Origin of the sequence: Chryseolinea serpens (assembly GCF_900129725.1) — a bacterium.
In the GTDB taxonomy this organism is placed as follows: Bacteria; Bacteroidota; Bacteroidia; order Cytophagales; family Cyclobacteriaceae; genus Chryseolinea; species Chryseolinea serpens.
On the sequence record NZ_FQWQ01000001.1, the window covers coordinates 1,512,587 to 1,538,190 of the forward strand.

Below are 25,604 nucleotides of genomic sequence, written 5' to 3' on the forward strand. Positions count from 1 at the left end.
TTTAATCCCGGCTGAAGATTCAGTTTAAAAATCTGATCACTTCCCGTAGCAAACCGCTACCGGAAATCAGAGGATCAAAAACTATCCATATGGATATAAGCGAAGATCATTAAATTCTTTATCAACCACAACGCCTGATTTTCCCCGCGAAAAGGACGGGATTTCGGGCCACCCTCTGACGCATCCTCAACCACATTTCGTGGCCGCTGGACAACAGACTTCCTGACCTGTTTCTATTTCGGTTACGATTTACACACCCATTGAGGCCCTGAAGCCAGAAAACGAGCCGATAGCCCCTGGAATTCCTTTCTGGAGGATCAGGCCATTAAGGCAACATTTGTTACCTTAGCGTTCCCTAAAAACAATCGAATGCGCTATTCCAAAATAGTCGGCCTCGGCCACCATGTCCCCGAAACCGTCATCACCAACCAATACCTTTCCACCGTTATGGACACCAACAACGAGTGGATCATTGAGCGCACGGGGATCCAGGAACGCCGGTGGATGGATCCCGCCAAGGACACCGTTGCCAACATGGCCGCCAAGGCCACCCGCATGGCCCTGACGCGCGCAAAACTCACCGAAAAGGATATCGACTTCATCGTCTTCGCCACCATCACCCCTGACTATTTCTTCCCCGGCAGCGGCGTGCTGCTGCAACGCGAGCTGGGTCTCGACGGTCGTATCGGCGCCCTCGACATACGTAACGCCTGCTCGGGATTCATCTATGCCCTTTCGGTAGCCGACCAGTTTATCAAGAGCGGCATGTACAAGACCATCCTGGTGATCGGAGCCGAAATTCAATCCACGGCCCTGGACATCACCACGCGTGGACGCAACACGGCCGTGATCTTTGGCGACGGCGCCGGGGCGGCCATCCTGCAACCATCCGACAAGCCCGGCATCCTTTCCACCCACCTCCACAGCGACGGCAACTTTGCCGAGGAGCTGTATGTGAAAGACCCTGGCAGCAGCCGTCCCCACGCGGAGCGGCAGCCCGACCAGATCACCGACACGTCGACGTTCAAGGTGGTGATGAATGGCAACCAGGTGTTCAAACACGCCGTGGTGCGCTTCATGGAAGTGATCAACGAGGCCCTGGACGCCAACCACCTCAAAAAGGAAGATATCAACCTGCTGGTGCCCCACCAGGCTAACTTACGCATCAGCCAATACATACAGGAAAAGCTGGCCCTGACCGACAGCCAGGTGTATAACAACATTATGCGCTACGGCAACACCACGGCCGCCTCCATACCCATTGCCATGAGCGAGGCCTGGGCCGAAGGGAAAATCAAGGAAAATGACTTAATTTGTTTAGCTGCTTTTGGCAGCGGTTTCACCTGGGCTTCTGCGTTGCTCCGGTGGTGATGATTCCCTTACTGAACCAGGTTTTGACCTAAAACTACCCGATTTAAAAATCATGAAGACCACCTCCTACAACCCCAGCCCGCTTGAAGTGGATTTTGCCAATGCACTCCACAGTCTTCAAAAGGAGCTGGAGAAACACCTCCAAGACAACCAGGTGATCCACGTGGAGAGCAACATCCGCCGCGACAATCCGATGGTGAAATTCAGCCTGCTGGACAAGGATGGCGATCCACACGAAGTGGTGGTCCGCATCATTCAGATACCGGATAAATTCTGATCCGCGCATTCATCCGGTTGCGCTACCGGTTCAATTGGATTTTTTCCTTACATTTCATTTGAAGTCCGAATCCTAATCTTTCCCTAAGACCGCACGTACATGTCCATACTGATCATCCTGTTTTGCATTGCGCTCCTGGTTCTTTTTATCACTCGTCTCAAGCTTAACGCATTCCTCGCCTTTCTGCTGATCGCGATCCTGGCGGGATTGCTGCTGGGGATCGAACCGGCAAAGATCACTGGGTCCATTCAGAAAGGGATGGGCGACATGCTGGGCTCCCTCATCATCGTGGTGGCGTGTGGCGCCATGCTGGGCAAACTCACGGCCGACAGCGGCGCGGCCCAACAAATCGCCACCGGGCTCATGAAACTTTTTGGTGAGCGCTACATTCAGTGGGCCCTCATGATCACCGGATTCATCATCGGCATCCCGCTGTTTTACAACGTCGGTTTTGTGTTGGTGATCCCGTTGATTTTTTCCGTCGCCGAAAAATTCAAGCTGCCCGCTGTATACACCGGGGTGCCCATGTTGGCCGCCCTGTCGGTGACCCACGGCTTCCTGCCGCCTCACCCCTCACCTGCAGCACTGGTGGGCGCATTTCACGCCGACATGGGGAAGACGTTGATGTATGGCGTGCTCATCGCCATCCCCACCGTGATCCTGGCCGGCCCTTTGTTTTCGAAAGCATTAAAAAATATCCACGCGCCCATGTTGCGCACCTTCAAGTCGGAACCCTTACCCGAAGATCAGTTGCCCAGCCTGGGCGTTAGCATTTTCTCTTCCTTGCTTCCCGTTCTTCTGCTCGGACTCACCACCTTTGCCAGTGGCGCCGTGCCTGAAGGCGGCCCCTTGAAAGCCGTGATGGCATTCCTGAGCGATCCTGCCATTGTCATGATCCTTTCCCTGGCCGTGGCCACCTACACGCTGGGGCTGCGCATGCACATGTCGATGAAACGCATCATGGATATCTATGGCGAATCGATAAAAGACATCGCCATGCTGCTCCTCATCATGGGCGGCGCAGGCTCCCTGAAACAAATCCTCATCGACAGCGGCGTCAGCCAGGAGATTGGAGACTTACTAAACGGCATAGATGTCCACCCACTTGTTCTGGGATGGGCTATGGCGTGCCTCATTCGCGTGTGCGTAGGTTCAGCAACAGTAGCCGGACTCACGGCCGTGGGCATCATCATGCCCGTCATGAGCCGACCGGATGTCAACCCCGAACTGATGGTGCTCTCGATTGGAGCCGGTAGTCTCATGTTCTCGCACGTGAACGACGCAGGTTTTTGGCTCTTCAAAGAGTATTTCGGGCTCAGCATCCGCGACACGATAAAATCATGGTCGATCATGGAAACGATTGTAGCCGTCGCGGGATTGATTGGGGTGATGATTTTGAATGCGCTCATTTGAATCAGGAGTCAGGAGCCAGAATCCAGGAGTTGGAATTCAGTAGCCAGTAGTCAGTAGTCAGTGCTTTTGTAGTGGAGTCAATGGCCCAGGTGAACTTGTTACGACTTAATTTGAAAGGTGGGAACAAGAGCCAAGGATTCGCTATGCTCATCACCACAAGTTTGGGATATTCGTTCTTAATGATGCTCCTCATCATTAAGATTTCAGCAATCACCCCTTCGTTGGTGTCCCACCAACAAAGTTTTTTTGACCCCGCACACAAACAAAACCGCAGCTCCATGCGCCCAACTCCCATCAGTGCTGATCATGTTACTCCTGGCTTCTTGCAGCTGTTTTCACTACTTTTGATCGAAACATTTCTAACCTCGCAATACATTATGTCACCAACATCCCCGGATCAAAATTTCGAAAAACTCGGTCTCACTTTGCCTCCTGCCCCTACGCCATTGGGTGTCTACAAACCCTTTTTGATCGTGGGCAATTTTGTTTATGTCTCCGGCCACGGCACCGTGAAGGAAGACAAAAGTCTCATCATCGGCCGCATTGGAAAGGACATGACCATGGAGGAAGGTAAACTCGCTGCACAACAAGTGGGGCTTGCCATTCTGGCGACGCTGAAGCAGAATCTCGGCAGTTTCAATAAGATCAAACGCGTGATCAAAGTGTTGGGGATGGTGAATTGCACACCCGACTTTGAACGGCATCCATTCGTCATCAACGGCTGTAGCGAATTGTTCGCGAAGGTTTGGGGTGAGGAGAACGGCGTCGGCGTACGGAGCGCTGTGGGAATGGGCTCGCTGCCGGATAACATTCCCGTGGAGATTGAGGCCATGTTTGAACTTGCATAGGCTATGAAAACGGATTGGTTTACGCTTCAAAACGCGGACATATTGGATACGCCGGCAGTGGCCGTGTATACAGACCGTGTTATCGATAATATCAAAACCCTCGTGAACAGCATCGACGATGTGACGCGGTTGCGACCGCATGTGAAAACACACAAGTCAGCTGAGGTAACGGCGATGATGCTGGCGGCAGGGATAAAGAAATTTAAGTGCGCAACGATCGCTGAAGCGGAGATGCTGGGCACGGTGGGTGCACCCGATGTGTTACTTGCCTATCAGCCCGTTGGCCCAAAGGCCGTGCGGCTCGCCGAGCTGGTTCAGCGATTTCCGAAAACAGCGTTCAGTTGTCTGATCGACAATGCCACTACGGCGAAACAGCTCTCCGATATTTTCCTGGAACGAAAGAAGAACATCCCAGTCTATATCGACCTCAACGTGGGCATGAACCGCACAGGGATTGCACCGGGCGATGCGTTCGCGCTCTTCAAAACCTGTGAGGCCTTTGAGGGCATCACCATCGTTGGCCTCCATGCCTACGACGGCCACCTCCGCGATACCGATATGGCGGTGCGCACACAACGCTGCGATGAAGCATTCGCCCCAGTAGAAAAATTGCAAGCCGACCTCCGGAAAGAGAGCGGCAGGACCCTCACCATCGTCGCCGGCGGCACACCCACCTATTCGATCCATTCAAAACGCAAGACGATCGAATGCAGTCCGGGGACTTATATCTATTGGGACAGCGGCTATGCCGGCACCCTCAAAGAACAAAACTATAAATTTGCCGCCCTGGTGGTGACCCGCGTCATTTCAAAACCGGCACCCGGCATCATTTGCGTTGACCTGGGGCACAAATCCATTGCTTCCGAAAATCCGTTGACCAGCCGGGTAACCTTTCTCAATGGCGGCGCCCTGCAACCCACGGGCCATAGCGAAGAGCACATGGTGCTGAAAGTGGAAGATGGAAAAGAATATGCGGTGGGCGATGTCCTGTATGGCGTGCCCTATCACATCTGCCCCACCATCGCCCTACACGACCGCGTGGCTTTCGTGGAGGACCAAAAGGTTAAAGGCTATTGGACCACTTTGTCGCGCAACCGGAAGATCACGGTTTGATCTGAGTAAAAATTTCAACCCAAAATACAACCCATGTTTACGATCGACGCCCACCTGGACCTGAGTATGAATGCTATGGAATGGAACCGCGACCTGCGGAGACCCATTGCCGAAATGCGGGCCCGCGAACAAGGCATGACCGACAAACCCGACCGCGGCAACAACGTGGTGAACTTCGAGGAGCTTCGGAAGGGCGACATCGGCGTGGCGGTGGCTACCCAGATCGCGCGCTATGTTGCCCCCGGGAATACGCTTCCCGGCTGGAACTCTCCATCCCAAGCCTGGGCCCAGACCCAGGCGCAGCTGGCCTGGTACCGGGAGATGGAAGAGGCAGGCGAATTAAAACCGATCACCAACTGGAAGGAACTGGAAGAACATGTGGCCTATTGGAACGACAAGACTCCAAAAACCAACAAAGCCATCGGCTATATCCGCAGCCTGGAAGGCGCCGACTCCATCGTCACCCTCAAGCATTTGGAACGGGCCTACGAGCAAGGGCTTCGCGCGGTCGGGCCCGCACACTACGGCCCGGGGCGCTATGCGCAAGGCACGAATGCCACCGGAGGCATGGGGGCACCGGGCAAGGCCCTGTTAAAAGAAATGGAACGCCTGAACATCATCCTGGACGCCACACACCTTTGTGATGACAGCTTCCGCGAGGCGATGGATAATTTTAACGGGCATGTGTGGGCCAGTCATCACAACTGCCGGGCTATTGTGGATCACAACCGTCAGTTCAACGACGATCAGTTAAAAGAGCTCATCGCCAGGGGCGCGGTGATCGGTGGTGTGATGGATGCCTGGATGATGGTGCCGAACTGGGTGCGCGGGGTTTCAACGCCACGGAGTACGAATTGTAATCTGGAGGTGCTCATCGATCACATGGATCATATCTGCCAGTTGGCGGGGAACGCTAACCATATTGGTATTGGGTCGGATTTGGATGGAGGCTATGGGAAAGAGCAGAGCCCATATGATATCGAGACCATTGCGGATTTGCAAACCTTTCCCGCGCTATTGGCCAAACGGGGGTATTCGGCGGGAGATATTGAAAAGGTGATGCATGGGAATTGGCTGCGCTTTTTAAAGAACGCGTGGCGTTAAAACGCATTTTTCACCGCGGAGACGCAAAGGCACAAAAGAGAGACGCAAAGCCTTTTCGTTGACTTTGCCTGCCCGCCGAAGCTTCAGCGAAGGAGGGCGCCTTGCGTCTCTCTTTGGCTCACCAAAGCTTTAGCGAAGGTGAGGCGGTAAAAACCTTGACGTTATTGATTCGGTTTCTCCACGTTTATCTTTTGCACCTTCTCATACCCAAAAACCTCGTCAAGTGAAAGTTGTTTTACTTCGCCATAGGATTGCAGGTCTTTCAATTTGATCTTGCTTTTATCTCCGATCAGCACCACGTTAAAGTTCTTCCCCTTGATGTATTGTTGTTGAAATTTCGTTACATCGTCCAGGGTGAATTTGAGGACCTGGTCGTAGACGTCTTTGCGGATGTCGTAGGTGAGGCCGCGTTTGCGGGCTTCTTCATAGTTGAAGAGGATATCCCACTTGTTGATGCGTTCGCTTTCGATGCGACTCACGATGGCGTCGCGCGCCACATCAAAGCCGCTTTGCGTCTTGGGGAACTCAGTCAATAAGTTACGCATCGCTTTCATGGCTTCCGCTTGCTTGTCGGCTTGTGTGCCGATGTAGGCATAGAACAGGTCGTTGTCGCCGGCTTTGTCGGCCGAGCCATAGTAGGCAAAAGCCGAATAAGCGAGCCCTTGTGCCTCGCGCAACTCCTGGAAGATGGGGGAGCTCATGTTGCCGCCAAAATATTCGTCGAACATTTGGGTGATGGGCATTCGGCCCTTATCGAACTTCTCTCCTTTCGACAAGAACATGATCTCTTCCTGCACCATATCGTAGTCTACCCAATACACGGAAGGTTTCTTCACGTCGGTCATGGCAAATTCGACGGCGGGCGGCAGCGGTTTCAATTGATCGGGCAACGTGTGCTCTTTATTCAGGAGTGCGATGAATTCATCCGTCTTCCTCGGGCCATAATACAGCACGCGATGTTGCATTTTCGTAAAGTCCTGGATCAACGACACCAATTCCGCTGACGTCACGGCGCGCAGATCTTTGTTGCTGAGCACGTTGGTGAACGACGATTGGGGACCATATAGACCATAGCTCATCAGGCCTCCGAACATGATCGCACTCTTGTCTTTCTTAGTGTCTTCGCGTTGCTTGAAAATGCCTTCCACCAATTTCTTCAGGGCTTCGTCGTCAGGTTTAGGTTGGGCAAGCAGTTTTTCGAAAAGCTGTAGCGCCTGGTCCATGTTCTCGTTTAGTCCCGTCAGGTAGACGAAAGTCCGGTCTTCGGCTGCGTGCACGCCAAAGTTGCATCCGAGCTTGAAAAACTCTTTCTGCACGTCCTCTGCCGACATATTCTCCGTGCCCAGGTATTGCAAGTATTCCACCGCCACCTTCATGCGCGGGTCGTTGTTGGTGCCCACGTCCGACAGGAAATAGAGCATGAACAGGTCGTTCTCGGTGTTGGGCGTGTAGAGCACCTCCACATCTTTGTTCATCTTCAGCTTCTGAATGTCTTTGTCATAATCCAAAAACACAGGCTGTAGCTTCTCCACTTTATTATTCATCAGCGCCACATGAAAGGGCGAACGGTCTTCCTTGTTCAGCGCCACCTTCGTGATGGAAGGCTTTTCTACTTTGCGCGCGTTCGGATCTTTGCCCGTGCGTTTGTATACCACAACATAATTGTTGGCATAATGCTCCTTTGCAAATTTCACGATGTCTTCCTTTGTGTATTTGCGCATGGCGTCGATCTCACCCACGAAGTCTTGCCAGGGGATATCGTTTGTGAAGGCCAGCACCAGGTCGGCGGAGCGGGACCAATTTTGTTGAGAGGCTTCGATTTTTTCTTTTTTCAGATTGTTGATCGCCGCCTCGATCAGGTCGGTATCAAAGGCACCTTGCTTCACCAACTCGATCTGTTCCTGTACCAGCTTCTGTACATTTTCCAGGGTCTGGCCCTCGCGGGGGCGGGCGGTGAATTCGTGGACGCAATAATCGTTCAGGTAGTCCACATAGGCTTGCGGCTCCAGCACGGTTTGTTTTTGTTTGAGGTTGATATCCATCAGGCCGGCCTGGCCATTGTTGAGGATCTTGTTGATGAGGGTCAGCATCCGGTAGTCGTCGCTGTTCCGGCCCTGGAAGCGATAGGCCAGCGTTACCCATTCGGCATCGGGGCCCAGCACTTCGCGCGTGACCGGTGTGGTGATGGGGTCTTCTTCGACCTTCTTCCATTCGGGAAGTTTATCGTTGGGCTTCCATCCACCAAAATATTTATCGACTGCGGCAATGGTCTTGTCATAGTCCAGGTCGCCGCTCAGGCAGATGGCGACATTGTTGGGCCGGTAGTAGGCATCGAAATATTCTTTGATGGCGGTGATGGACGGGTTCTTCAAATGGTCGATCGTGCCGATCACGGTTTGCGTGCCATAGGGATGTTTGGGAAAAATCGCGGCGTAGAGGGCTTCATAGGTTTTCCAGTAGTCGTTGTCCAGTCCGCGATTCTTTTCTTCGTATACGGCTTCCAGTTCCGTGTGAAAAAGGCGGGGCACGATCTTCTGAAAACGATTGGCCTCCAGTTGCACCCAATTGTCGAGTTGATTGGAGGGAATGTCGTTGATGTAGACCGTGCGGTCCTCCGTCGTGTAGGCATTCGTGCCCGTGGCGCCGAGCTCGCTCACCATTTTGTCGTATTCATTGGCGATGGCCAGCTTCGAGGCTTGGTTGGACACCTGGTCGATGAGTTTGTAATAGCCGATCCGTCCAACCGAATCCTGCAGGGTTCCGTAGTGATTGAACATTTGCTCGATGCTGTCGAGGTAGACTTCCTCTGCTTTCCAGTTCAGGGTACCGAAATCTGCGGTACCCTTGAACATGATGTGTTCCAGGTAGTGGGCCAGGCCGGTGTGCGACGCCGGGTCGTTTTTGCCGCCGGCTTTTACGGCGATCTGGGTTTGAATGCGGGGTTCGGATGGATATTGGCTCAGGTATACTTTCAAACCGTTCTTTAGCGTGTAAATCCTTACTTTCAAAGGGTCGTCCGGCACGTAGGAATAGGTGAAGCCCTGGCTTTCGGCGGTTTTCAGTTCGAGGGTCTTTTCCTGGCGGCAGGCGCATAAAAACAGGGTGAGCATCGCGACGAGCAACGGAATTCTTTTCATAGGTCTTGTTTTTTCTGTGGTTTTTAAAAATACCGAAAGAATAACATACATTCCTTCAATTTTTACCAATTAAATGCTGAATTTTCCCTCTCCGAAAACAGCATCAACCGGGTTTCCGGGTTTTACGTGTAGTAGATTTAGTTTGTGCCGTCTCCGTATGATAACGAAAAAAAGAATCATCATCCTCTCCATTCTCGCCGCCACCTGTTTTGCCCTGGCCTCCACGCGCCCGGCGGAACGGTACTTCGAGATCGCCAAAAACCTCGACATTTTTGCCACGCTTTTTAAGGAGGTCAACGCGCTCTATGTCGACGAGATCAACCCGAACAAACTCGTGCGCACCGGCATCGACGCTATGCTCACGTCGCTGGATCCTTACACGAACTACATCCCCGAAGATGAAGTGGAGGACTTCCGCACCATCAACACCGGGCAATACGGCGGCATCGGCGCCATCACGCGCGAGATCGGCAACAAGACCATCGTCACCATGCTCATGGAAGGCTATGGCGCGCAACGCGGCGGGCTGAAGATCGGCGATGAAGTGGTGAAGATCGACGACGTCGAATTGTCAAAACTCTCCCGTGAAGAATCGGGTCAACTCATGAAAGGCCAGGTGGGCACGCCCGTGAGCCTCACTGTGAAACGGATGGGCGCCGACAAACTCATCCGCCTCGAATTCAAACGCGAAAAAATCAAACTGAACAACGTGCCCTACTATGGCATGGTGGGCAAAGACATCGGCTATATTCAATTGACCGACTTCACACCGGACGCCGCAAAAGAAGTGCGCAACGCCCTCATCATTTTGAAAGACCAGGGCGCAAAAGCCGCCATCCTTGACCTCCGCGGCAATCCCGGCGGTCTGCTCATCGAAGCGGTGAACATCACCAACCTCTTCCTCCCCAAAGGCAAGCTGGTGGTGAGCACAAAAGGAAAAATTCCTGAAAACAATTTGAACTATGAAACACTGAACGCGCCGGTCGATACCGAGATTCCCGTGGGCGTACTCATCAATCGCGGCAGCGCCTCAGCTTCCGAAATTGTGGCCGGCACATTGCAGGATTATGACCGCGGTGTGATCATCGGCGAAAAATCTTATGGCAAAGGACTGGTGCAAGTGAGCCGTCCGCTGTCCTACAATTCACAATTGAAAGTCACCACGGCTAAATACTACACCCCTACCGGCCGCTGCATCCAGGTGCTGGATTATACACACCGTCGCGAAGACGGCAGCGTAGGCTCCATCCCCGACTCGCTGAAAAAATCATTCAAGACCGCCACCGGTCGCACGGTGTTTGACGGCGGCGGCATCGACCCGGACATCAAGACCGAAGCCCACGAAGCACACGTGCTCACGCAAGTGCTCTTCGAAAAAGGTTTCATTTTCGACTTCGCCGCACAATACACCTTCAAACATGCCGAAGCCGTCGATCCCAAGACCTTTACCTTGTCGGACGAAGAGTATCAGCAGTTCGTCGTTTGGATGAAAGACAAAAACTACAGCTACAAGTCATACCTGGAATATGAGCTTCAACAATTCACGGAAGAAGCGCACAAAGAAAAGTATTACACCGATCTGAAACCACAGCTCGAACAAATCCAGGCGCGCATAGCCGACAGCAAAAAGAACGAACTCAACTTGTACAAGGACGAGATCAAAATGTTGCTGGAAGAAGAGATCGCCTCCCACTATCACCTGGAAAAAGGCGGCATCGAAGCGGGCTTTAAATACGACGACGACATCCGCAAGGCGACAGAGCTCTTGCACAATACAGCCCAGTACAAAAAGCTTCTCAACTTGCAATAGCCATGGCCTTCGGCATTGGAAGGAAATTGCGCTGGTTCTTCCTGTTCCTGTTCGCGACAGTGATGATCGTGTCGCATTCGTGCATGACCTTCCGGATGAGTTCCAGCGAGATCGATACTTATTTTAAAGAGAAACACGTCGCCGCCAAACAGCTCACCTACAAAGCCGGCTTCCGCAACATGCACTATGTCTGTGCCGGCGACTCTCTGAAACCGCTGGTGCTTTTTGTGCACGGATCGCCTGGCTCCCTCAGCGCCTTCATCGATTTTCTAGCCGACACGTCCCTCCTGCATCGCGCTTTTTTAATTACCACCGACCGCCCCGGTTTTGGATACTCCAATTTTGGAAACGGCGAAACGTCGCTACAGAAACAAGGAGAGATCCTGAAACCACTCCTGGAAGAATATAAAAAGAATCGCCCCATCATCCTGGTGGGTCACTCGCTGGGGGGGCCGCTCATTGCGCGGATGGCCATTGACTATCCTTCGCTTGTGGACGGACTCATCATCGTGGCGGGCTCCATCGATCCGGAATTGGAACCCAACGAAACCTGGTTCCGCGCACCGCTGGCAACACCTTTCCTCAGTTGGATCTTGCCGCGTTCCTTCCGCGCCTCCAATGAAGAGATCTATCAATTGAAACCCCAGTTGGAAATGATGCTGCCGCTGTGGTCCAACATCACGTGCCCGGTCATCGTGATCCATGGAAAAAAAGATTCGCTGGTGCCCGCGGCCAACGCAGACTTTGCCAAAAAAATGTTGGTGAATGCCCCGGTGGAATTTGTATTCAAAGACGACATGGATCACTTCGTGCCCTGGAGCAACCCCGAACTCATCCACGACGCCATTTTGAAAATGGTTCAAAAAGATTCCATGGCGCTAAAGGCTATGCGTTAACGCGCGCCGTATAATTTCTTCCCTGCCTCTTCGTATTTGTCACCTTTGATCCAAACCGGCAAAACTTTGTCGTCGGCAATTCGAAACGTAGTGAGCACGAAGGCCCTGAAAAACTTTTCCAGGTAGGTCATGTCTAATGATCCAACTTCATCCGGCGGCTGGTGATAATATTTCATGAGCCCCTCATCAAACGTCTTCACTCCTGGCGATAAGTTGGCAGCGGGCACGCCCTTCAGAGCGAAGCTGGCGTTGTCAGAGCGGTCGTACAGCGTCTGTTCCGGCGCTGGATCTCCACCCAAGCCCAGCCCGAATGCCGCGCAGGCCTCCTGCATTTGCTTGTCCACCGACGTACGGTTCAGGGCGACAACGGTAGCGATACTGGTGTCGTTGTAGCCACCCCCGTCGCAGTTGAGATCAAACACCATTTTTTCGAGGGGCATCAGGGGGTGATTCACATACCATTCACTTCCCAGGAGTCCCTTCTCCTCGGCCGTAAAGGCCAGAAATAACACCGATCGCTTTGGCGGATGCTGACTGAGAAAGCGCGCCGTTTCCAATAGCGCCACCGTGCCGATGGCGTTGTCGCGGGCGCCGTTGTAGATGGAGTCCGGCGTGTCGTTGCGTTTCACGCCCACGTGATCGTAGTGTGCGCTCACCACCACCCATTGCCGGCTTAGCGTGGCGTCTGTACCCCGGACGATGCCGGCCACGTTGCGTCCACGGATTGGTTTGGAGGGGATCCCTTTCACTTCCAGTCCACCTTTTGCCTGATGAGCTTCCATAAATGCTTTTAACGCCGGCGATTCGCTGTTGCGTAACACAACATGCGGAAGCGGTTGCGACGGATCATTTTTCAGCACGATGCGATTTGCCGAAAAATAGCTCTGCACCGCTGCCCAGGGCATCCCCTGCAGGGCCATCACCTCAACCAAGGCCAGCGCACCATGCGCCGCGGCCAACTTGTTCTTCACCGGCGACTCGCGCAGCAGCGCGCGCAGGGGCCTTACCGTTTCGGGCGAACCGGCCAACGCCACTACAATTTTGCCACGAACGTCATGGGTCTCGAAATCCTGGGGGTTTCCGTATCCCACAAAAACAACATCACCTTGCAGGTTGGCCCCCACCCCATTCAAGGGCATCAGATCCTCCTTCCAGGCGAACGACGTACCCCCTAACATAAAAGATCCCGCTACCGGTGGGATGATCTTTTCCATTGGGAAATCCTGAAAATAGCCGTTGCTGTTTCCGTCCACCGGGGCGATTCCATTTTGGATAAACTGCGTCTTCAGATAGTTGGCCGCCATGTCGATCTCGGGCGAGCCCGTGTCGCGGCCGCGCATTTCGTCGGCGGCAAGAAACGTGAGGTGGGCCAGCGCGTCGGGGGCGGTGACGATCTTTTCAATGTTCTTTTGGATCTTCTTCTGTGCGAAGACGGCACCGGCGAGGAGCATGCAGGCCAGGAAAAGAAGGGACTTCTGGATGGACATCAGGGTTTTATTTTGCCATCAAGGTATAGCGACAACCTCTAAAAAACAAAAAACGGATCCGGGTAAGGGATCCGTTTTCAATCTACAGGTCTAGGTTTAGGTATGGAAAGTTATTCGAGTTCTAGCGGAGGAACAACAACTCTCTGTACTTCACCAATGGCCAATCTTCATTGTCCACCAGCAATTCCAGTTTGTCTACGGCATCGCGAATCACCTCGAAGTATTTCTCCTTGATGTCATCGCAGTAGCCGATGGCGCGTTTGTGCGTGTCGGTGACTTTGTTGATGCGCTTGCGCTCTTCAATCATGGCACGTACGTTGTTCTTGATGGTATCGATGTGTCCGGAAATTTCCTTGATCGTTTGAACCACCGTCTTGTTGTCCACGCCAAGTCCTTTCAAACCGTTAGCATTCTCGATGAGCTTGGTTTGATAGTTGATGGCGGTGGGCACGATGTGGTTCATAGCCAGGTCGCCGATCACGCGGGCTTCAATTTGCACACGCTTGATGTAGGACTCCAGCTTGATCTCCACGCGGGCTTCGTTTTCCTTGTGCGACATCACGCCGTGTTTCTCAAACAGGTCGGCCGATTTCTTGGTGGTGTAAGCATCGAGCGCGTGAACCATGTTCTTCACGTTGCCCAGCTTGCGCTTGGCGGCTTCTTTCACCCACTCTTCCGAATAGCCGTCGCCTTCGAAGCGAACGTCTTTGGATTCCTTGATGTATTTGCGCAGCACGTTCACGATGGCCAGTCTCTTCTCTTCGCCTTTTTCGATTTCTTTCGATACGGCTTCGAAGAATTTTTCGAGTTGGTCGGCCACGATCGTGTTCAGAGCGGTCATTGCCGTTCCGCAGTTGTCGCTTCCACCCACAGCACGGAACTCGAACTTGTTTCCGGTGAAGGCAAACGGCGAGGTACGGTTACGGTCTGTAGCGTCGAGGATGATCTCGGGGATCTGGTCGATGCCCAGCTTCATGTACATGTTGTCGCCCTTCTCGATCTTCACATTTCCTTTTTTCTCCAACTCATCCAACACAGCGGTCATTTGCGAACCGATGAATACGGACATGATGGCGGGAGGCGCTTCGTTGGCTCCAAGGCGGAAGTCGTTGCCCGGAGTGGCGATACTGGCGCGCAGCAGGTCGGCGTGTTCGTGTACGGCCTTGATCGTGGTGATGAAGAACGTGAGGAACATGAGGTTGTCGCGGGCGCTGCTGGTAGGCGCATATAAGTTCACACCGGTGTCGGTGATGAGCGACCAGTTGTTGTGTTTACCGGATCCGTTGAGACCGGCGAAAGGTTTTTCGTGGAAAATGATCTTCAGGTTGTGTTTCTCGCCTACGCGCATCATCACATCCATCATCAATTGGTTGTGGTCGTTGGCCACGTTCACTTCCTCGAACAGGGGCGCTACTTCAAATTGGCTGGGAGCCACTTCGTTGTGACGTGTGCGCACGGGAATACCCAATTTCCAGGCTTCGATCTCAAAGTCCTTCATGAACTCGTAAACGCGGGGAGGGATCGATCCAAAATAGTGATCTTCCATTTGCTGACCACGGGCCGGTGCATGACCGAACACCGAACGGCCTGCCATCACCAGGTCGGGACGGGCATCGAAGAGGGCTTTGTCTACTACGAAATATTCCTGCTCGGCTCCCAGGGAAGCCACGACGTGTTGTATGTCTTTGTCGAAGAGCTGGCAAACTTTTACGGCGGCCAGGTCAACAGCTTTCAATGCTTTTAAGAGGGGCGCTTTAGCATCCAGGGTCTCGCCGGTGTAGGATACGAAGACCGTGGGGATACACAGCGTGGTGCCATAGAGGAACATGGGCGACGTAGGATCCCAGGCCGTGTAGCCGCGGGCTTCGAACGTGCTGCGGATACCACCGCTGGGGAAAGAAGAAGCGTCGGGCTCTTGCTGAACCAGCTCGCTGCCTTTGAATTTTTCGATGCCGGAAAGGGCGTCAAAGAACGAATCGTGCTTCTCGGCCGTTCCGCCCGTCATGGGTTGGAACCAGTGGGTGAAGTGCGACGCGCCCTTGGCCATAGCCCAGGATTTCGCAGCAGAGGCTACTGCGTCGGCGGTTGCTTCATCAATTTTTTCGTGGTTCTTGATGGCTTGGCTTACTTTTTTAAATACTGCCGGGGCCAGGGTTCCACGCATCTGCTCCGAACCGAAAACAAGTTCTCCATAAAATTTGGAGACATTGGGGCCGGGCATGTCTACATGTACAGGGGTACGTTCGCTCAGTTTCTTAAGAGCATCGAATCGTAAATGCGCCATAGGTGGTTGTAATTTTGATCTATTTGTTTCCAAATCTATCGGAATTTTCGAGACACCGTTAAAAACGCAACCACAATTTTAATTTTTTGTTAAGAACACGTTTGCGCTGGGGTTATTTTTTAAGGGCTGGGATGGTTTTTTTGGAGTTTCAGTAGTCAGGAGGCGGAATTCAGGAGCCAGGAGCCGGAAGCCAGGAGCCAGTAGTCAGGGGCTAGTGGCCAGGGGTTTAGGAGTCGGGGGTCAAAGGAATAACCGTCACGTTTAGGCCATCCGTGTGGCAGAGCGGTTGCCGAGCTGCCCTGTTATATTTTCGTTATGGCGGCCATCCAAAATCATTATATTTCGCACTGATACCTATTCCTGTTGTTATGAGATTAGCCCGACGAGTCTTCATTCTTCCGCTCTTTGCCTTTGTGTTTTCCAGTTGTGATTTCATCAAAAATGCGTTCGAATACACCGATACGACCGAGGCGTTTGTTAACTGCCTGTTACATGAGAATTATGATAAAAGCCTGGAGTACATGGCCCTGGAACATGAGATGGCCAAAAACACCAACCTCGACTCATTGAAGGCAGGTCTGGTAAAGTTCCGGGATGTGGTGGCTGGAAACCTGGGAACAGAACTGCGGTATAGCCTGGTGAGCACGGAAAAGAAATTCTCCACCAATGCTAGCGAAAACATGCCGCCCCATACCACATTGGCTTTTGTTCAGCTTGCCAACAAAGAGAGATTTGGTGTTGTAGAGGTTCTGTTTGATGATGCATCCAAAAAAATTCTTAACATAAGAACGTTGGGCGCCCCATCAGCGATACCCAATATGATTCCGTTTTGGGCCATTGTGTTGTTGGCGCTCACCATTCCCGCGTTCAACATTTACATGATCGTGCAAATCAAAAGGAGCACATTGAATCGGAAATGGTTGAAATACCTGGCCGTGATCTTTTTGAATGCACCTACCATAACCTACTCGGCTGTGAGTATCGTTTCCTTTAAGTTACTCTATTTCCAGTTCCTCTTGGGCATATCGTTGTATACCATGGGCTATTCAGGTTCCATCGTTTCGGTGGGCATACCGTTGGGTGGATTGTACTGGCTGTGGAAACTTAAGCATCAAGACACGCCCCTACCCTCTCCAGTACCAGCGCCTGAGGAAATTCCGGAACACACGGTGGACGAGGACGCCATTAATACCTAGGCCCGTCCGTTTCCTTCTACCCGCCGATTCTTCACCTCTTCAAAGCGCTCGTCATAAGCGGGCTGGAGCGTTCCCATCCAACGATCCCACCACAAAAAATAAAGGCCGTAGTTGCCTTGGAACGTCTGGTGGTGGAGGTTGTGGTTGACGGAAGTGTTGATCCATTTTCCAATGATGCTTTTTGAGAATCCCTTTGGATAAAGCTCATAACCGAGGTGGCCGTATACATTATAGACCATCATAAACAACAGAAAAATGGCAATGGCCAGCGGATGTACAGGAAACAGGATCGCAATAAAAGCAATGACACTCCCCTCGATGACCGACTCGATCGGGTGGAACGCCATGGCAGCCCACGGGGATGGGTTGGTCGATAAATGGTGGACACGGTGCACGGTCTTGTAGACGCCTTTGCCATGCATCCAACGGTGGGTCCAGTAGAAATAGGCGTCGTGGAAGAGGATCATCAGGAAGATGCTGACGATAAAATAACCTGTGCCATAGTCGCCGATCTTCCAATAGGTCTGGGTGTATTTCACGAACGGTGTGCCAAACACGCCATAGCCGATGAGGGCAAAGACCACGGCCGTGATGAGGGAGTAGCCGATCTCTCTATAATAGTCGCGGTTAGCGGGAAGCTTGGTTTGGATCTTTTTGTAGAAGACCTTTTTCCGGAAGATCACATAGTAGAGCAGGAAGCCCACCGAGGCCAGGAAAATATAGCGGAAGAGGATCACCAGGAGGATGGTCCAGAAGTGTTTGTCGGCGCTGAAGTAGGTGGAGCCCATACCTAAAGATAACGCTAACCCCCGGTTAGGAGGTTAGCGTCAGGTCATGGGTTTTTTGAATATTTTCTAGCTCGACTTCTTCACAGAGCCGCCGCTGCTGGAGTCGGTTATGGATTTGTTGGGGTTGCCACGGTAGCGGATGCTGCCACCGCTGCTGGCCTTGGCGGTGAGGGCGTCGCTGACGTTGATACGGATGGATCCGGCGCTGCTGGCCCCCGCGGTCACGTTCTCGGCCTCCAGGTCATAGGCATCGATCTCCCCGGCGCTGCTGGCGTCGGCGTTGAGGGACTTGGTTTTGCCTTTTATTTCGGCTTCACCGGCGCTGGAGGCGCTGATGTCTATGCTTTCGGCGTTCACCGTAACTTCCACGTTGCCGGCGCTGGAGGTGCTGATCTCCAGGGTGGACGCTTGAATGGCCCCTTCTGAATAGATACTGCCCGCCGAGCTGGCCGATAGCTTGTCGATCTTGACATAGGTGACATATACTTTTACGGTGCCTTTGTTATGGCTCCCGTCGCGCATGTGCACTTTGAGATAGCTGCCGGAAACCTCGGTGATCACGTTGTCGGGTTTGATGCCGTCCGTTTCCACCCTGGCGCTTTCCTTGTCACCCTTGGTCAGGTAAACGTCGACCCCTTCGGCTACTTTCACGCCCGAGAAGCTGCCCAAGGCGCGGGTCTGCGATTGTGCCTGGATTAGGGTGGTCGACCCGACAAGTAAGATTATAGCCCATAAATTCTTCATATAGCAATGATATTTAACCTAAAGACCGGGCGCAAATATAAGGGTTGCATCCCGGCCAGATGTGGCAAATTATTTTGTCGATGTACGAAAACATCGTATTTTACAGTAAAAATGAATGTACATTTTCTAACATTTGTACTCCAAAAACAAACTGAGCCTCATGATTTTTGACAAGAAAGCAGAATTAAACGTTCTGATCAACCTCGCCGCCAGCGACAGCAACGTGGCCTCGCGCGAATCCAAACTGATCCATACCATCGGCAAAGCCAACGGCATCAGCAAAGAAGAAGTGGATGCCATGCTGGCAAGCCCCAAACCCATTGGCAGTATTGATACGTTAACCAACGACGAGAAGTTCGAACATCTTTACTACCTCATCCAACTCATGAAAATGGACGGACAGGTATTCCGCAGCGAGATCGTTTTCTGCGAACACATCGCCGAAAAACTCGGTTTCAAGAAAGGCGTTGTAGCCGAAGTGTCCCAACACGTTTACAGCGACCCCACCATTACCGCCGACCGCGATATGGTGAAGACCAAGGCCATGAAATTCTTGAAGGCATAATTCGCTTTTTATATAAGCCACAAAAAAGGAAGGTTAAAGCCTTCCTTTTTTTATGGCCTTCCGGCTGTACTGGTTTCCTGGATTGGGTTGTGCATTGATTTCTGCCTGCGCTCGCGAAGCACTGCTGCGTGTTTGTGCAAGGCACGTCATTCCGCAGGCACGAGTTTCCTCGATCTTCGCATGTGGCCCAAGGAATCCCGTGGATAGCGCATGGGATCTGTGTGGTGATGGATTGGGGTGGGCGCTTCCGGTGTTTGCCAGGGTTCGTTTTAGTTCGTCTGCAGGTTATCCGGGTTCAGTGCTTTCGAAATTCGGGATGTCTTGAATCACGGGCGTAGGTTTTTAAAACACTTGTGCCTGCGACATGACGTAGGACTGCCGCGCTTTCTTAGGGTTTCGTATAGGCTACCTTCCCTCCTACAATCGTCATGGCGATCTCCGTCTTCAAAAGATCATTCTCGGGGACGGTCATGATGTCTTGTGAGAACACGGCAAAGTCCGCCAGCTTGCCTGGTGCAATAGAGCCTTTCATGTTTTCCTGGAACGCGCCATATGCCGCATCCAGCGTGTAGGAACGCAAGGCTTGTTCGCGCGTCATTTTCTCAGCCGGCTCATAGCCGCCTTCGGGCTCGCCCTTCAGGGTCTTGCGGGTGACGGACGCGTAAAAGCAAGCGATCGGATTGAGCGGCTCGACCGGTGCGTCGGTACCATTAACGATCTTCGCCCCCGACTTCAGCAGCGACTGCCACATATAGGCTCCCTCCTTGATCCGCTTCTCGCCCAACCGGTCGATGGCCCATGGACGGTCGGACGACATGTGGATGGCCTGCATGGCAGCGATCACCCCAAGCTGGGCAAATCGCGGCAGATCCTTTGGGTCGATGTGTTGGGCGTGTTCGATGCGGAAGCGATGATCTTTCACGGGATTTTCGGCGAGGGCTTTTTCATAGCGATCCAGGATCTCGCGGTTGGCGCGGTCGCCGATGGCGTGGGAGCACACCTGGAAGCCATGCTGCAGCGCGATCTGTGATGTCTTCAACACGGTGTCCATAGACAACGTGGCCATGCCCGAAAAATCGGGGCGGTCGGTGTAGGGTTCCAGCAGCCATGCGCCACGCGAGCCCAGCGCGCCGTCGCAGTTGAGCTTGATGGAACGTATGGTGAGCCAACCCGTGGTGTCGATCTCCGGTCCCTTTTTCATCCACTCATAGATCAGATCGCGGTCGAAGCCGGTGATCATCGTGTAGAGGCGCACGCTCAGTCTTCCATCGCTCTTGAATTCATGGAACAGCTCCAGGTTCTCGCGCGAGGCGCCGGCGTCATGAAAGCCGGTGAGGCCGTTGCGCAGACAGGCCTTCAGGGCCAGGTCGAGGGCCTGGGCGTCGGTCTCGCGGGTGTTGTCGGGGATGTGGTCGGCGATGAGGGATTGGGCGCGTTCGTTGAACAGACCTGTTGGGTTGCCCATTTCATCACGCAGGATCTCGCCGCCTTCATTTTGTTCTTTCTTCAGCTTCTCGGGCGAAAGCTGGTTCACGCCGGCGATCTCCATGGCCTTGGCGTTGGCAAATCCGGCGTGGCCACTGGCATGCCGGAGAAACACGGGGTTGTTGGGCGACACGGCGCTCAGGGCCTGGTGCAGGGGAAATCCTTTCACCATTTTTGCGGGCTTCACATCCCACTTGTCCTGGTGCCACCCGCGGCCCACGATCCATTGGCCGGGCTGCGCCTTGCTGACGGCGTCTTTCACCCGCGCAACGATCTCGTCAAAGCTTTTCACATCCATCAGGTCGAGGTTCAACTCGTTGTAGCCCACGCCCATGATGTGGCCGTGGCCTTCGATGAAGCCCGGGGTGAGGGTCTTGCCTTCGAGGTTGATCACCGTTGTTTTTTCGCCGATGAGTTCGCGTGCTTCTTTTTCCGTGCCTGCAAAAACGATCTTGTCGCCCGTCACCGCCACCGCTTCTACCTGGGGATGAGCGTCTTCCATGGTGTAGATCTTTCCGCCGAGGATGACCGTATCGGCCGGGGTTTGTTTTTTGCCACACGAAAAGGCAACGGCGGCAAGGAGCAGGATGAACAATGCGTTCCGCATAGTGCGTTGGGTTTCAGTTTAGGTTGAGACGCTTCAAGGTTAAGCAGAATTTATGGCAGAAGTAAATGCTTCTTATCTTGCCGGACAAATTCCGGGATCAAAATTTCGCGGCCGGTATATCATTGGCCACGGCGCAGGTCCACTTCGGCTAGCAGCCGGATCCGGAATGAACGTTTTAAAAACTAAACTTATGAAACTTCTGCGGGGATTGTCATTTCTTTTTGTGCTGGCGTGTTCAACGGTCCAGGCACAACAATTCGGGTTATCGTTCTCTTACTTCATTCCCAAGAACGGCTACTTCTCCACCCCCATCAGCCCCTTCTCCATCCGGGGCCTGGGCTTTGACATCAACCGGTTCCTGGCCATCGAGACGGGCGGGTCGCTCTATCGCATGTCAGGCCTGGGCGTGAAAGACCTCCCCTTCGAAACCAAAGACGCTATTGTGGGTCCGAACTTTACGGTGCTCGTGCCCGTGGAGTTGGTGATCCAACTAAAAGGTTCGCGCGTCGAGTTCGATGTTAAAGGGGGCGCTTTTGGCTTCTATGGTTTCAGTCAGAAAATCAACTATGGTAATTTGGACCGGGCTATACGCAAAGACATGAACTGGCAAGTCGTGAACAGCGACTTCACCTTCAAAAACAAACCGGGCTGGGGCTATCACGCCGGCGCTGAGCTAACGGTTTATGTTACTCAAACCGTGGGCGTGTCCTTGGAAACCAACTACCTGATGGGGCAGTCAAAATTTCCGATGACGGGAAGCTTTACAGGTGGCAATACCAGCCTGGAGACGCGACAGGTTTCGTATAACGATGCGAAGATCGATCTGACAGGGTTGGAATTTTCGATTGGGTTGATCTTTGATTCGGGGCAAGGGAAAGCAGGACCGCCGAAGAAGAAGCGGAGAAGGCGGTGAGGGAATCGGGAGCCAGAATCCAGGCATTTTCTTTTTAACAACTTGACTGGGCAACCAACCAACTCATGACCGATATATTTAGATACAGTATTTGTGACCCATTGAAGAAGGACCCAATTGAAATGGGAGCCATTGGAAAAGAAGAAATACTTGACATCCTGGACCGGTTCCCGTGGACAGACCTTCTTGACAAAATGAACGGGGCTAACGAAAGTGACATTCATTTTTCCCCCTCCCTTGAGTTTGAGAATGCCTCTACCCGACACGGGTTATCTATTTCAGTTGTTGAGGAAGGGGAAGGATATGAATTCTATATCTTTTATAAAAGACCCAAAATGGTGACACGATTGTTCGGACTCGTTAAGAATATGGACGATAATTTTCTTTCCGACAGGACTGGACAAACAACTGAGGATGTGCGAGACGCGGTGACTGCATTAATAACGAACGACATGGAGACGCTTGAAAGTAGATGGGGATAAGAGACCAGCACTCAACGGCGTGCCTGCCAGCAAATGTCCTGGTGCGTTGAACGCCATGGGAAATAGTAGATACAAAACCAAAAGCATGAAAGGATTTCTCATTGTAGCTTTAGTGATCTGCTTTTATCAAAGCATTTCTCAGGATTCCCCTTTGCCCATTACCGTCAGCATAAAAATTGAAAGAACCTATGAGACAAAGGAAAAGAAGGAGCGCTATGCCAGAACCATTCGCGAAAATCAATACGTGGTTAATTCGGACTACGTTAGACAGACCTTCTATGACATAAACCTGGAGATTAAAAATACCTCGAGCGATTCAATAAGCATTTGGCTGATGAAATGCTCTTATTGGTACAATTTCCTGATTAATAACAATTACATGACTTTTGAGGGGCCAGGATGCGATGGCAACTATCCTATCCGGGTAAAGTTCGCGCCTGGAGAAAACAAGGAATATAAATTCACGTTGGCAAGGTCAATTAAGTTTGATTATCCATGTAGATATTGCGTTTATGGCGATCAGGTTGAAACCACAAAACTTGGTCTGATCATTATTGACGACCCCTTCGAAAGCAAAATGCACGTATTGGATTACGACCTTTTGATGGAAGACAAGAGCAAATGGAGAATTGTTTGGAGTAATCCATTATACTTGCTAGGTAAGACGGAGGAAAAAAAGTAACGGCACAGCAGCGGTTAGACTCACGTCATTCGAAAATCTTCAGGCCCCGGACGATCTGTTATACGGAAATAAACCAAGTCCTCTATTCAGTAATTTCCTGGTTGGAGTCTTGTTGCAAACTATGAAAATGGAGGTATTTTTAGAATGCATGAAAAACACCCTCCTCCTGGCTTTTCTTTTGACATGCCTTCCCGCTGTCGCGCAAAAGCAACCGCAGCTTACCATTCTCACATTCTCGGGCGACGTCACCATCGGCGGACAACCCGTAGTTGCCGGGCAGTTGGTGTATGATGACAGCAAGAATCTTTTGGTCAATGGAAAAGAAAGTTACGCCAACATCCTGACGGAAACCGGCTACGCCCGAAAGCTGGGGAGTGGAAGTTATCCACCCGTTTCCTTGAACAGCGAATCGGCGAAAGCAAAACCCAAGCGTTCATCCTCAGTATATTATCACCCATCCCCCATTGCCATCCTTACGGCCCCTGAAGCACCGCACAAAAAGGTCTTTGGCGACTCTGTTTTCCTGTTGTGGAAAGTAAATTATTCAAGCAAGCCCGAGCTGCCTTTCCGGATTTCACTGCTCACGATGTTCGATGATCCCCTCTTTGACACTACCACACAGGTTTCATTCTGCGCACTAAACGTTGGCCCGTTTCTTCTTCGGGACAATGCCATTGTTATTCAGGTGAAATCATCGACAGAGAGGGCAGTCCAAGGAGCGGGAAAAATGGACGAAGCGATGCGCCTGCGCATCCAAAACGATTTACAACTCCTCGTGGCCAATACCGAAACCGAGCGCGCCATCGCCCGCGTCGCCATCTTTGAGATCAATGACCTCATTTACGATGTCACCTATGGTCTTTACAAACTCCGGATGGCAGAGAAAGCCGCAGGCGTGCCGATCGTCAGCAATTACTACCAACGACTGTTGAAGAAATACGGCATGGAAACGTTATGACGCGTGATTCAACTTATACGGATACACCTTCCCCGACGCCCACTGTGCCACATACAAGTTGCCATCTCTGTCCACGCACACATCGTGGGGATGGACAAACAACTTTTCCGATTGCGCCATGGGTTGCAGCTTTCCATCCGCATACACGGGTGGTGTTCCTCCAATATTAGAGATCACTTTGTTATTCTTGTCCAATATCGTCACGAAGCCAGTACCCTCCGCGCCAAGGTCGGGTGAGCGAAGTACGGCGGCATAGAGATGATCGCCTTTGATCACGGGACGACATACACAAGCTCCAGGCAACGCAATGATCTCGATCAATTCTCCTTCCATCGAAAAACGTTTGAAGCAATTGCGCGTGCGGTCGGTCACCAGCAGTGTGGGGTTGCCTTGGCGTTTGTCGATCACGATGCCGTGGGCGTTGTCAAGTTTGGCATCGCCTTCTCCCCTGCCGCCGAAATAGTGTTTCAGTTTTCCGGTAGCATCATAGTGCAAAATGTATTGCGCACCATAGCCGTCGGCGATGTAGAAATCGCCGTTGTCTGCGACGGCCACTTCGGTGGGGACGAATTGTTCGGCTTTGGGATAGAGGTTGTCTTCCTGGGGTGGATCGATGGTGAGCAGGAGTTCGCCTTTCAGGCTGGCCTTGTAGACCTGGTGCTTCACGGTGTCGGTGATGAAAAGAGTGTCGCCGGCGAGCGTGAGGCCGTGACCACCGGGGAATTCATGTCCCCAGGTTTGCAGCAGCTTGCCTGAGGTGTTGAAGACCATGATGTTGTTTTTGGTTTCGTTGGTGAGCAGCAGGATGTTTCCTGAAGCGTCCTGCACCATTTCGTGGCAATCGTTCACGGGATTTTTCAGCGGATCGGCTTTACTCCACTGGGTGTCCAGCGTGAACTTCATGTTGCCTTGGCCATAGACAGGGCCGGCTTTGCGGGCCAGCAGATCGGTGGTGATGGTGAGCGTTGCTATGGAGGCGAGGCTGGCGCGTTGGATAAAGGCTCTTCGTTTCATAGGGTTGTAGTTTAGAAATGTTGGCGACAGTTAATGATCATTTTTTATCCCTGCAGGCTTTCGGCGCCCATGGGTTTGACGGAGGTGAGCAGGTAGCGGTTGAGCGGGAAGCTCACTTCCAGTAAGACTTTCAGGTTGTTGTCCAGGGCATCCGTTACGATGGCCATGTCGGTGCGGGACAGGATGTAGGGATGGGGTTCTACAAAGCCGGGCATGGCCTGGAAGGATTCCCAGTGGATGGCGAGCGTGTCGCCCTCCTGGAGACGCTCCAGTTCCTGCGGGGGTAATTCCAGATAGGTGGTGCAGGCGGAGAGATTGATTTGGTGCGTTTCCATGGTGTAGCGATTTACTTCGGTGTCGGGTCGTAGTAAAGCTACTGATTTTTTCAAAAAACATTTCATCCGCCTCACCGAAGCCTCGGCGGGCACGG

22 protein-coding genes are annotated in these 25,604 nt (G+C 52.4%); 14 read left to right on the forward strand and 8 right to left on the reverse strand.

Annotated features, from left to right (window positions below):
• Window positions 1–369: 369 nt before the first annotated feature.
• The 6 genes from BUB30_RS05855 (at window position 370) to BUB30_RS05880 (ending at window position 6,126) form a co-directional block, all read left to right on the forward strand.
• The gene (locus tag BUB30_RS05855) at window positions 370–1,371 is read left to right on the forward strand and encodes a 3-oxoacyl-ACP synthase III family protein (protein ID WP_073131894.1); all 1,002 of its coding nucleotides are present in this window, start codon (window positions 370–372) and stop codon (window positions 1,369–1,371) included.
• Between the two features lie 52 nt (window positions 1,372–1,423).
• Window positions 1,424–1,648 carry a hypothetical protein gene (locus BUB30_RS05860; protein WP_073131896.1) on the forward strand — a complete coding sequence of 75 codons (225 nt, stop codon included), beginning with the start codon at window positions 1,424–1,426 and terminating at the stop codon, window positions 1,646–1,648.
• Window positions 1,649–1,747: 99 nt separating this feature from the next.
• Window positions 1,748–3,061 (forward strand): gluconate:H+ symporter, encoded by a 1,314-nt coding sequence (locus BUB30_RS05865; RefSeq protein ID WP_073131898.1) that lies wholly within the window; start codon window positions 1,748–1,750, stop codon window positions 3,059–3,061.
• A gap of 377 nt (window positions 3,062–3,438) precedes the next feature.
• Window positions 3,439–3,909 carry a RidA family protein gene (locus BUB30_RS05870; protein ID WP_073134833.1) on the forward strand — a complete coding sequence of 157 codons (471 nt, stop codon included), beginning with the start codon at window positions 3,439–3,441 and terminating at the stop codon, window positions 3,907–3,909.
• A gap of 3 nt (window positions 3,910–3,912) precedes the next feature.
• A complete protein-coding gene (locus tag BUB30_RS05875) occupies window positions 3,913–5,022 on the forward strand; it encodes a D-TA family PLP-dependent enzyme (protein ID WP_073131899.1) in 1,110 nt (369 codons plus the stop codon).
• Window positions 5,023–5,055: 33 nt separating this feature from the next.
• A complete protein-coding gene (locus tag BUB30_RS05880) occupies window positions 5,056–6,126 on the forward strand; it encodes a dipeptidase (RefSeq protein WP_073131901.1) in 1,071 nt (356 codons plus the stop codon).
• 161 nt (window positions 6,127–6,287) lie between these two features.
• Here BUB30_RS05880 and BUB30_RS05885 read toward each other — a convergent pair whose 3' ends face one another.
• Window positions 6,288–9,263: a M16 family metallopeptidase gene (locus BUB30_RS05885; RefSeq protein WP_073131902.1), complete on the reverse strand. Its 2,976-nt coding sequence runs from the start codon at window positions 9,261–9,263 to the stop codon at window positions 6,288–6,290.
• 157 nt (window positions 9,264–9,420) lie between these two features.
• Here BUB30_RS05885 and BUB30_RS05890 point away from each other — a divergent pair, with 157 nt between their 5' ends.
• Together BUB30_RS05890 and BUB30_RS05895 are read left to right on the forward strand one after the other, a co-directional pair.
• Complete coding sequence (locus BUB30_RS05890; RefSeq protein WP_073131904.1) at window positions 9,421–11,073, forward strand: S41 family peptidase; 1,653 nt, start codon at window positions 9,421–9,423, stop codon at window positions 11,071–11,073.
• 2 nt (window positions 11,074–11,075) lie between these two features.
• Window positions 11,076–11,969 (forward strand): alpha/beta fold hydrolase, encoded by an 894-nt coding sequence (locus tag BUB30_RS05895; protein WP_073131906.1) that lies wholly within the window; start codon window positions 11,076–11,078, stop codon window positions 11,967–11,969.
• Here BUB30_RS05895 and BUB30_RS05900 read toward each other — a convergent pair.
• Window positions 11,966–13,456, reverse strand: coding sequence for a M28 family peptidase (locus BUB30_RS05900; protein ID WP_073131908.1), 1,491 nt, complete (start codon window positions 13,454–13,456; stop codon window positions 11,966–11,968). The two genes, BUB30_RS05895 and BUB30_RS05900, sit on opposite strands and share 4 nt — an antisense overlap.
• Window positions 13,457–13,577: 121 nt before the next feature.
• A complete protein-coding gene (locus BUB30_RS05905) occupies window positions 13,578–15,740 on the reverse strand; it encodes a glutamine synthetase III family protein (RefSeq protein ID WP_073131909.1) in 2,163 nt (720 codons plus the stop codon).
• Between the two features lie 368 nt (window positions 15,741–16,108).
• On the opposite strand from BUB30_RS05905, the gene BUB30_RS05910 reads away from it, so the two are divergent.
• Complete coding sequence (locus tag BUB30_RS05910; protein WP_073131911.1) at window positions 16,109–16,936, forward strand: hypothetical protein; 828 nt, start codon at window positions 16,109–16,111, stop codon at window positions 16,934–16,936.
• Here the strand turns inward: BUB30_RS05910 and BUB30_RS05915 are convergent.
• Both BUB30_RS05915 and BUB30_RS05920 read right to left on the reverse strand, forming a co-directional pair.
• Complete coding sequence (locus tag BUB30_RS05915) at window positions 16,933–17,724, reverse strand: sterol desaturase family protein (protein ID WP_073131912.1); 792 nt, start codon at window positions 17,722–17,724, stop codon at window positions 16,933–16,935. The two genes, BUB30_RS05910 and BUB30_RS05915, sit on opposite strands and share 4 nt — an antisense overlap.
• A gap of 66 nt (window positions 17,725–17,790) precedes the next feature.
• Complete coding sequence (locus BUB30_RS05920) at window positions 17,791–18,468, reverse strand: head GIN domain-containing protein (protein ID WP_073131914.1); 678 nt, start codon at window positions 18,466–18,468, stop codon at window positions 17,791–17,793.
• A 160-nt stretch (window positions 18,469–18,628) separates the two neighbouring features.
• Here BUB30_RS05920 and BUB30_RS05925 point away from each other — a divergent pair, with 160 nt between their 5' ends.
• Window positions 18,629–19,033 (forward strand): hypothetical protein, encoded by a 405-nt coding sequence (locus BUB30_RS05925; RefSeq protein ID WP_073134835.1) that lies wholly within the window; start codon window positions 18,629–18,631, stop codon window positions 19,031–19,033.
• 388 nt (window positions 19,034–19,421) lie between these two features.
• Here BUB30_RS05925 and BUB30_RS05930 read toward each other — a convergent pair whose 3' ends face one another.
• Complete coding sequence (locus tag BUB30_RS05930) at window positions 19,422–21,125, reverse strand: amidohydrolase (RefSeq protein WP_073131916.1); 1,704 nt, start codon at window positions 21,123–21,125, stop codon at window positions 19,422–19,424.
• A gap of 190 nt (window positions 21,126–21,315) precedes the next feature.
• Between BUB30_RS05930 and BUB30_RS05935 the strand changes: the two genes are divergently transcribed.
• From BUB30_RS05935 to BUB30_RS05950, 4 genes are all read left to right on the forward strand, one after another.
• Window positions 21,316–22,038 (forward strand): hypothetical protein, encoded by a 723-nt coding sequence (locus BUB30_RS05935; protein ID WP_073131917.1) that lies wholly within the window; start codon window positions 21,316–21,318, stop codon window positions 22,036–22,038.
• Between the two features lie 65 nt (window positions 22,039–22,103).
• Window positions 22,104–22,520, forward strand: a complete 417-nt coding sequence (locus BUB30_RS05940) for a hypothetical protein (RefSeq protein WP_073131919.1) — start codon at window positions 22,104–22,106, stop codon at window positions 22,518–22,520.
• A gap of 85 nt (window positions 22,521–22,605) precedes the next feature.
• Window positions 22,606–23,202 carry a hypothetical protein gene (locus tag BUB30_RS05945; protein WP_143164779.1) on the forward strand — a complete coding sequence of 199 codons (597 nt, stop codon included), beginning with the start codon at window positions 22,606–22,608 and terminating at the stop codon, window positions 23,200–23,202.
• Window positions 23,203–23,350: 148 nt separating this feature from the next.
• Window positions 23,351–24,160: a hypothetical protein gene (locus BUB30_RS05950; protein ID WP_143164780.1), complete on the forward strand. Its 810-nt coding sequence runs from the start codon at window positions 23,351–23,353 to the stop codon at window positions 24,158–24,160.
• Here BUB30_RS05950 and BUB30_RS05955 read toward each other — a convergent pair.
• Entirely contained in the window at window positions 24,155–25,174 is a 1,020-nt protein-coding gene (locus tag BUB30_RS05955; protein ID WP_073131924.1) for an NHL repeat-containing protein, read from the reverse strand. The two genes, BUB30_RS05950 and BUB30_RS05955, sit on opposite strands and share 6 nt — an antisense overlap.
• A gap of 44 nt (window positions 25,175–25,218) precedes the next feature.
• Window positions 25,219–25,509: a hypothetical protein gene (locus BUB30_RS05960; RefSeq protein ID WP_143164781.1), complete on the reverse strand. Its 291-nt coding sequence runs from the start codon at window positions 25,507–25,509 to the stop codon at window positions 25,219–25,221.
• Window positions 25,510–25,604 lie beyond the last annotated feature (95 nt).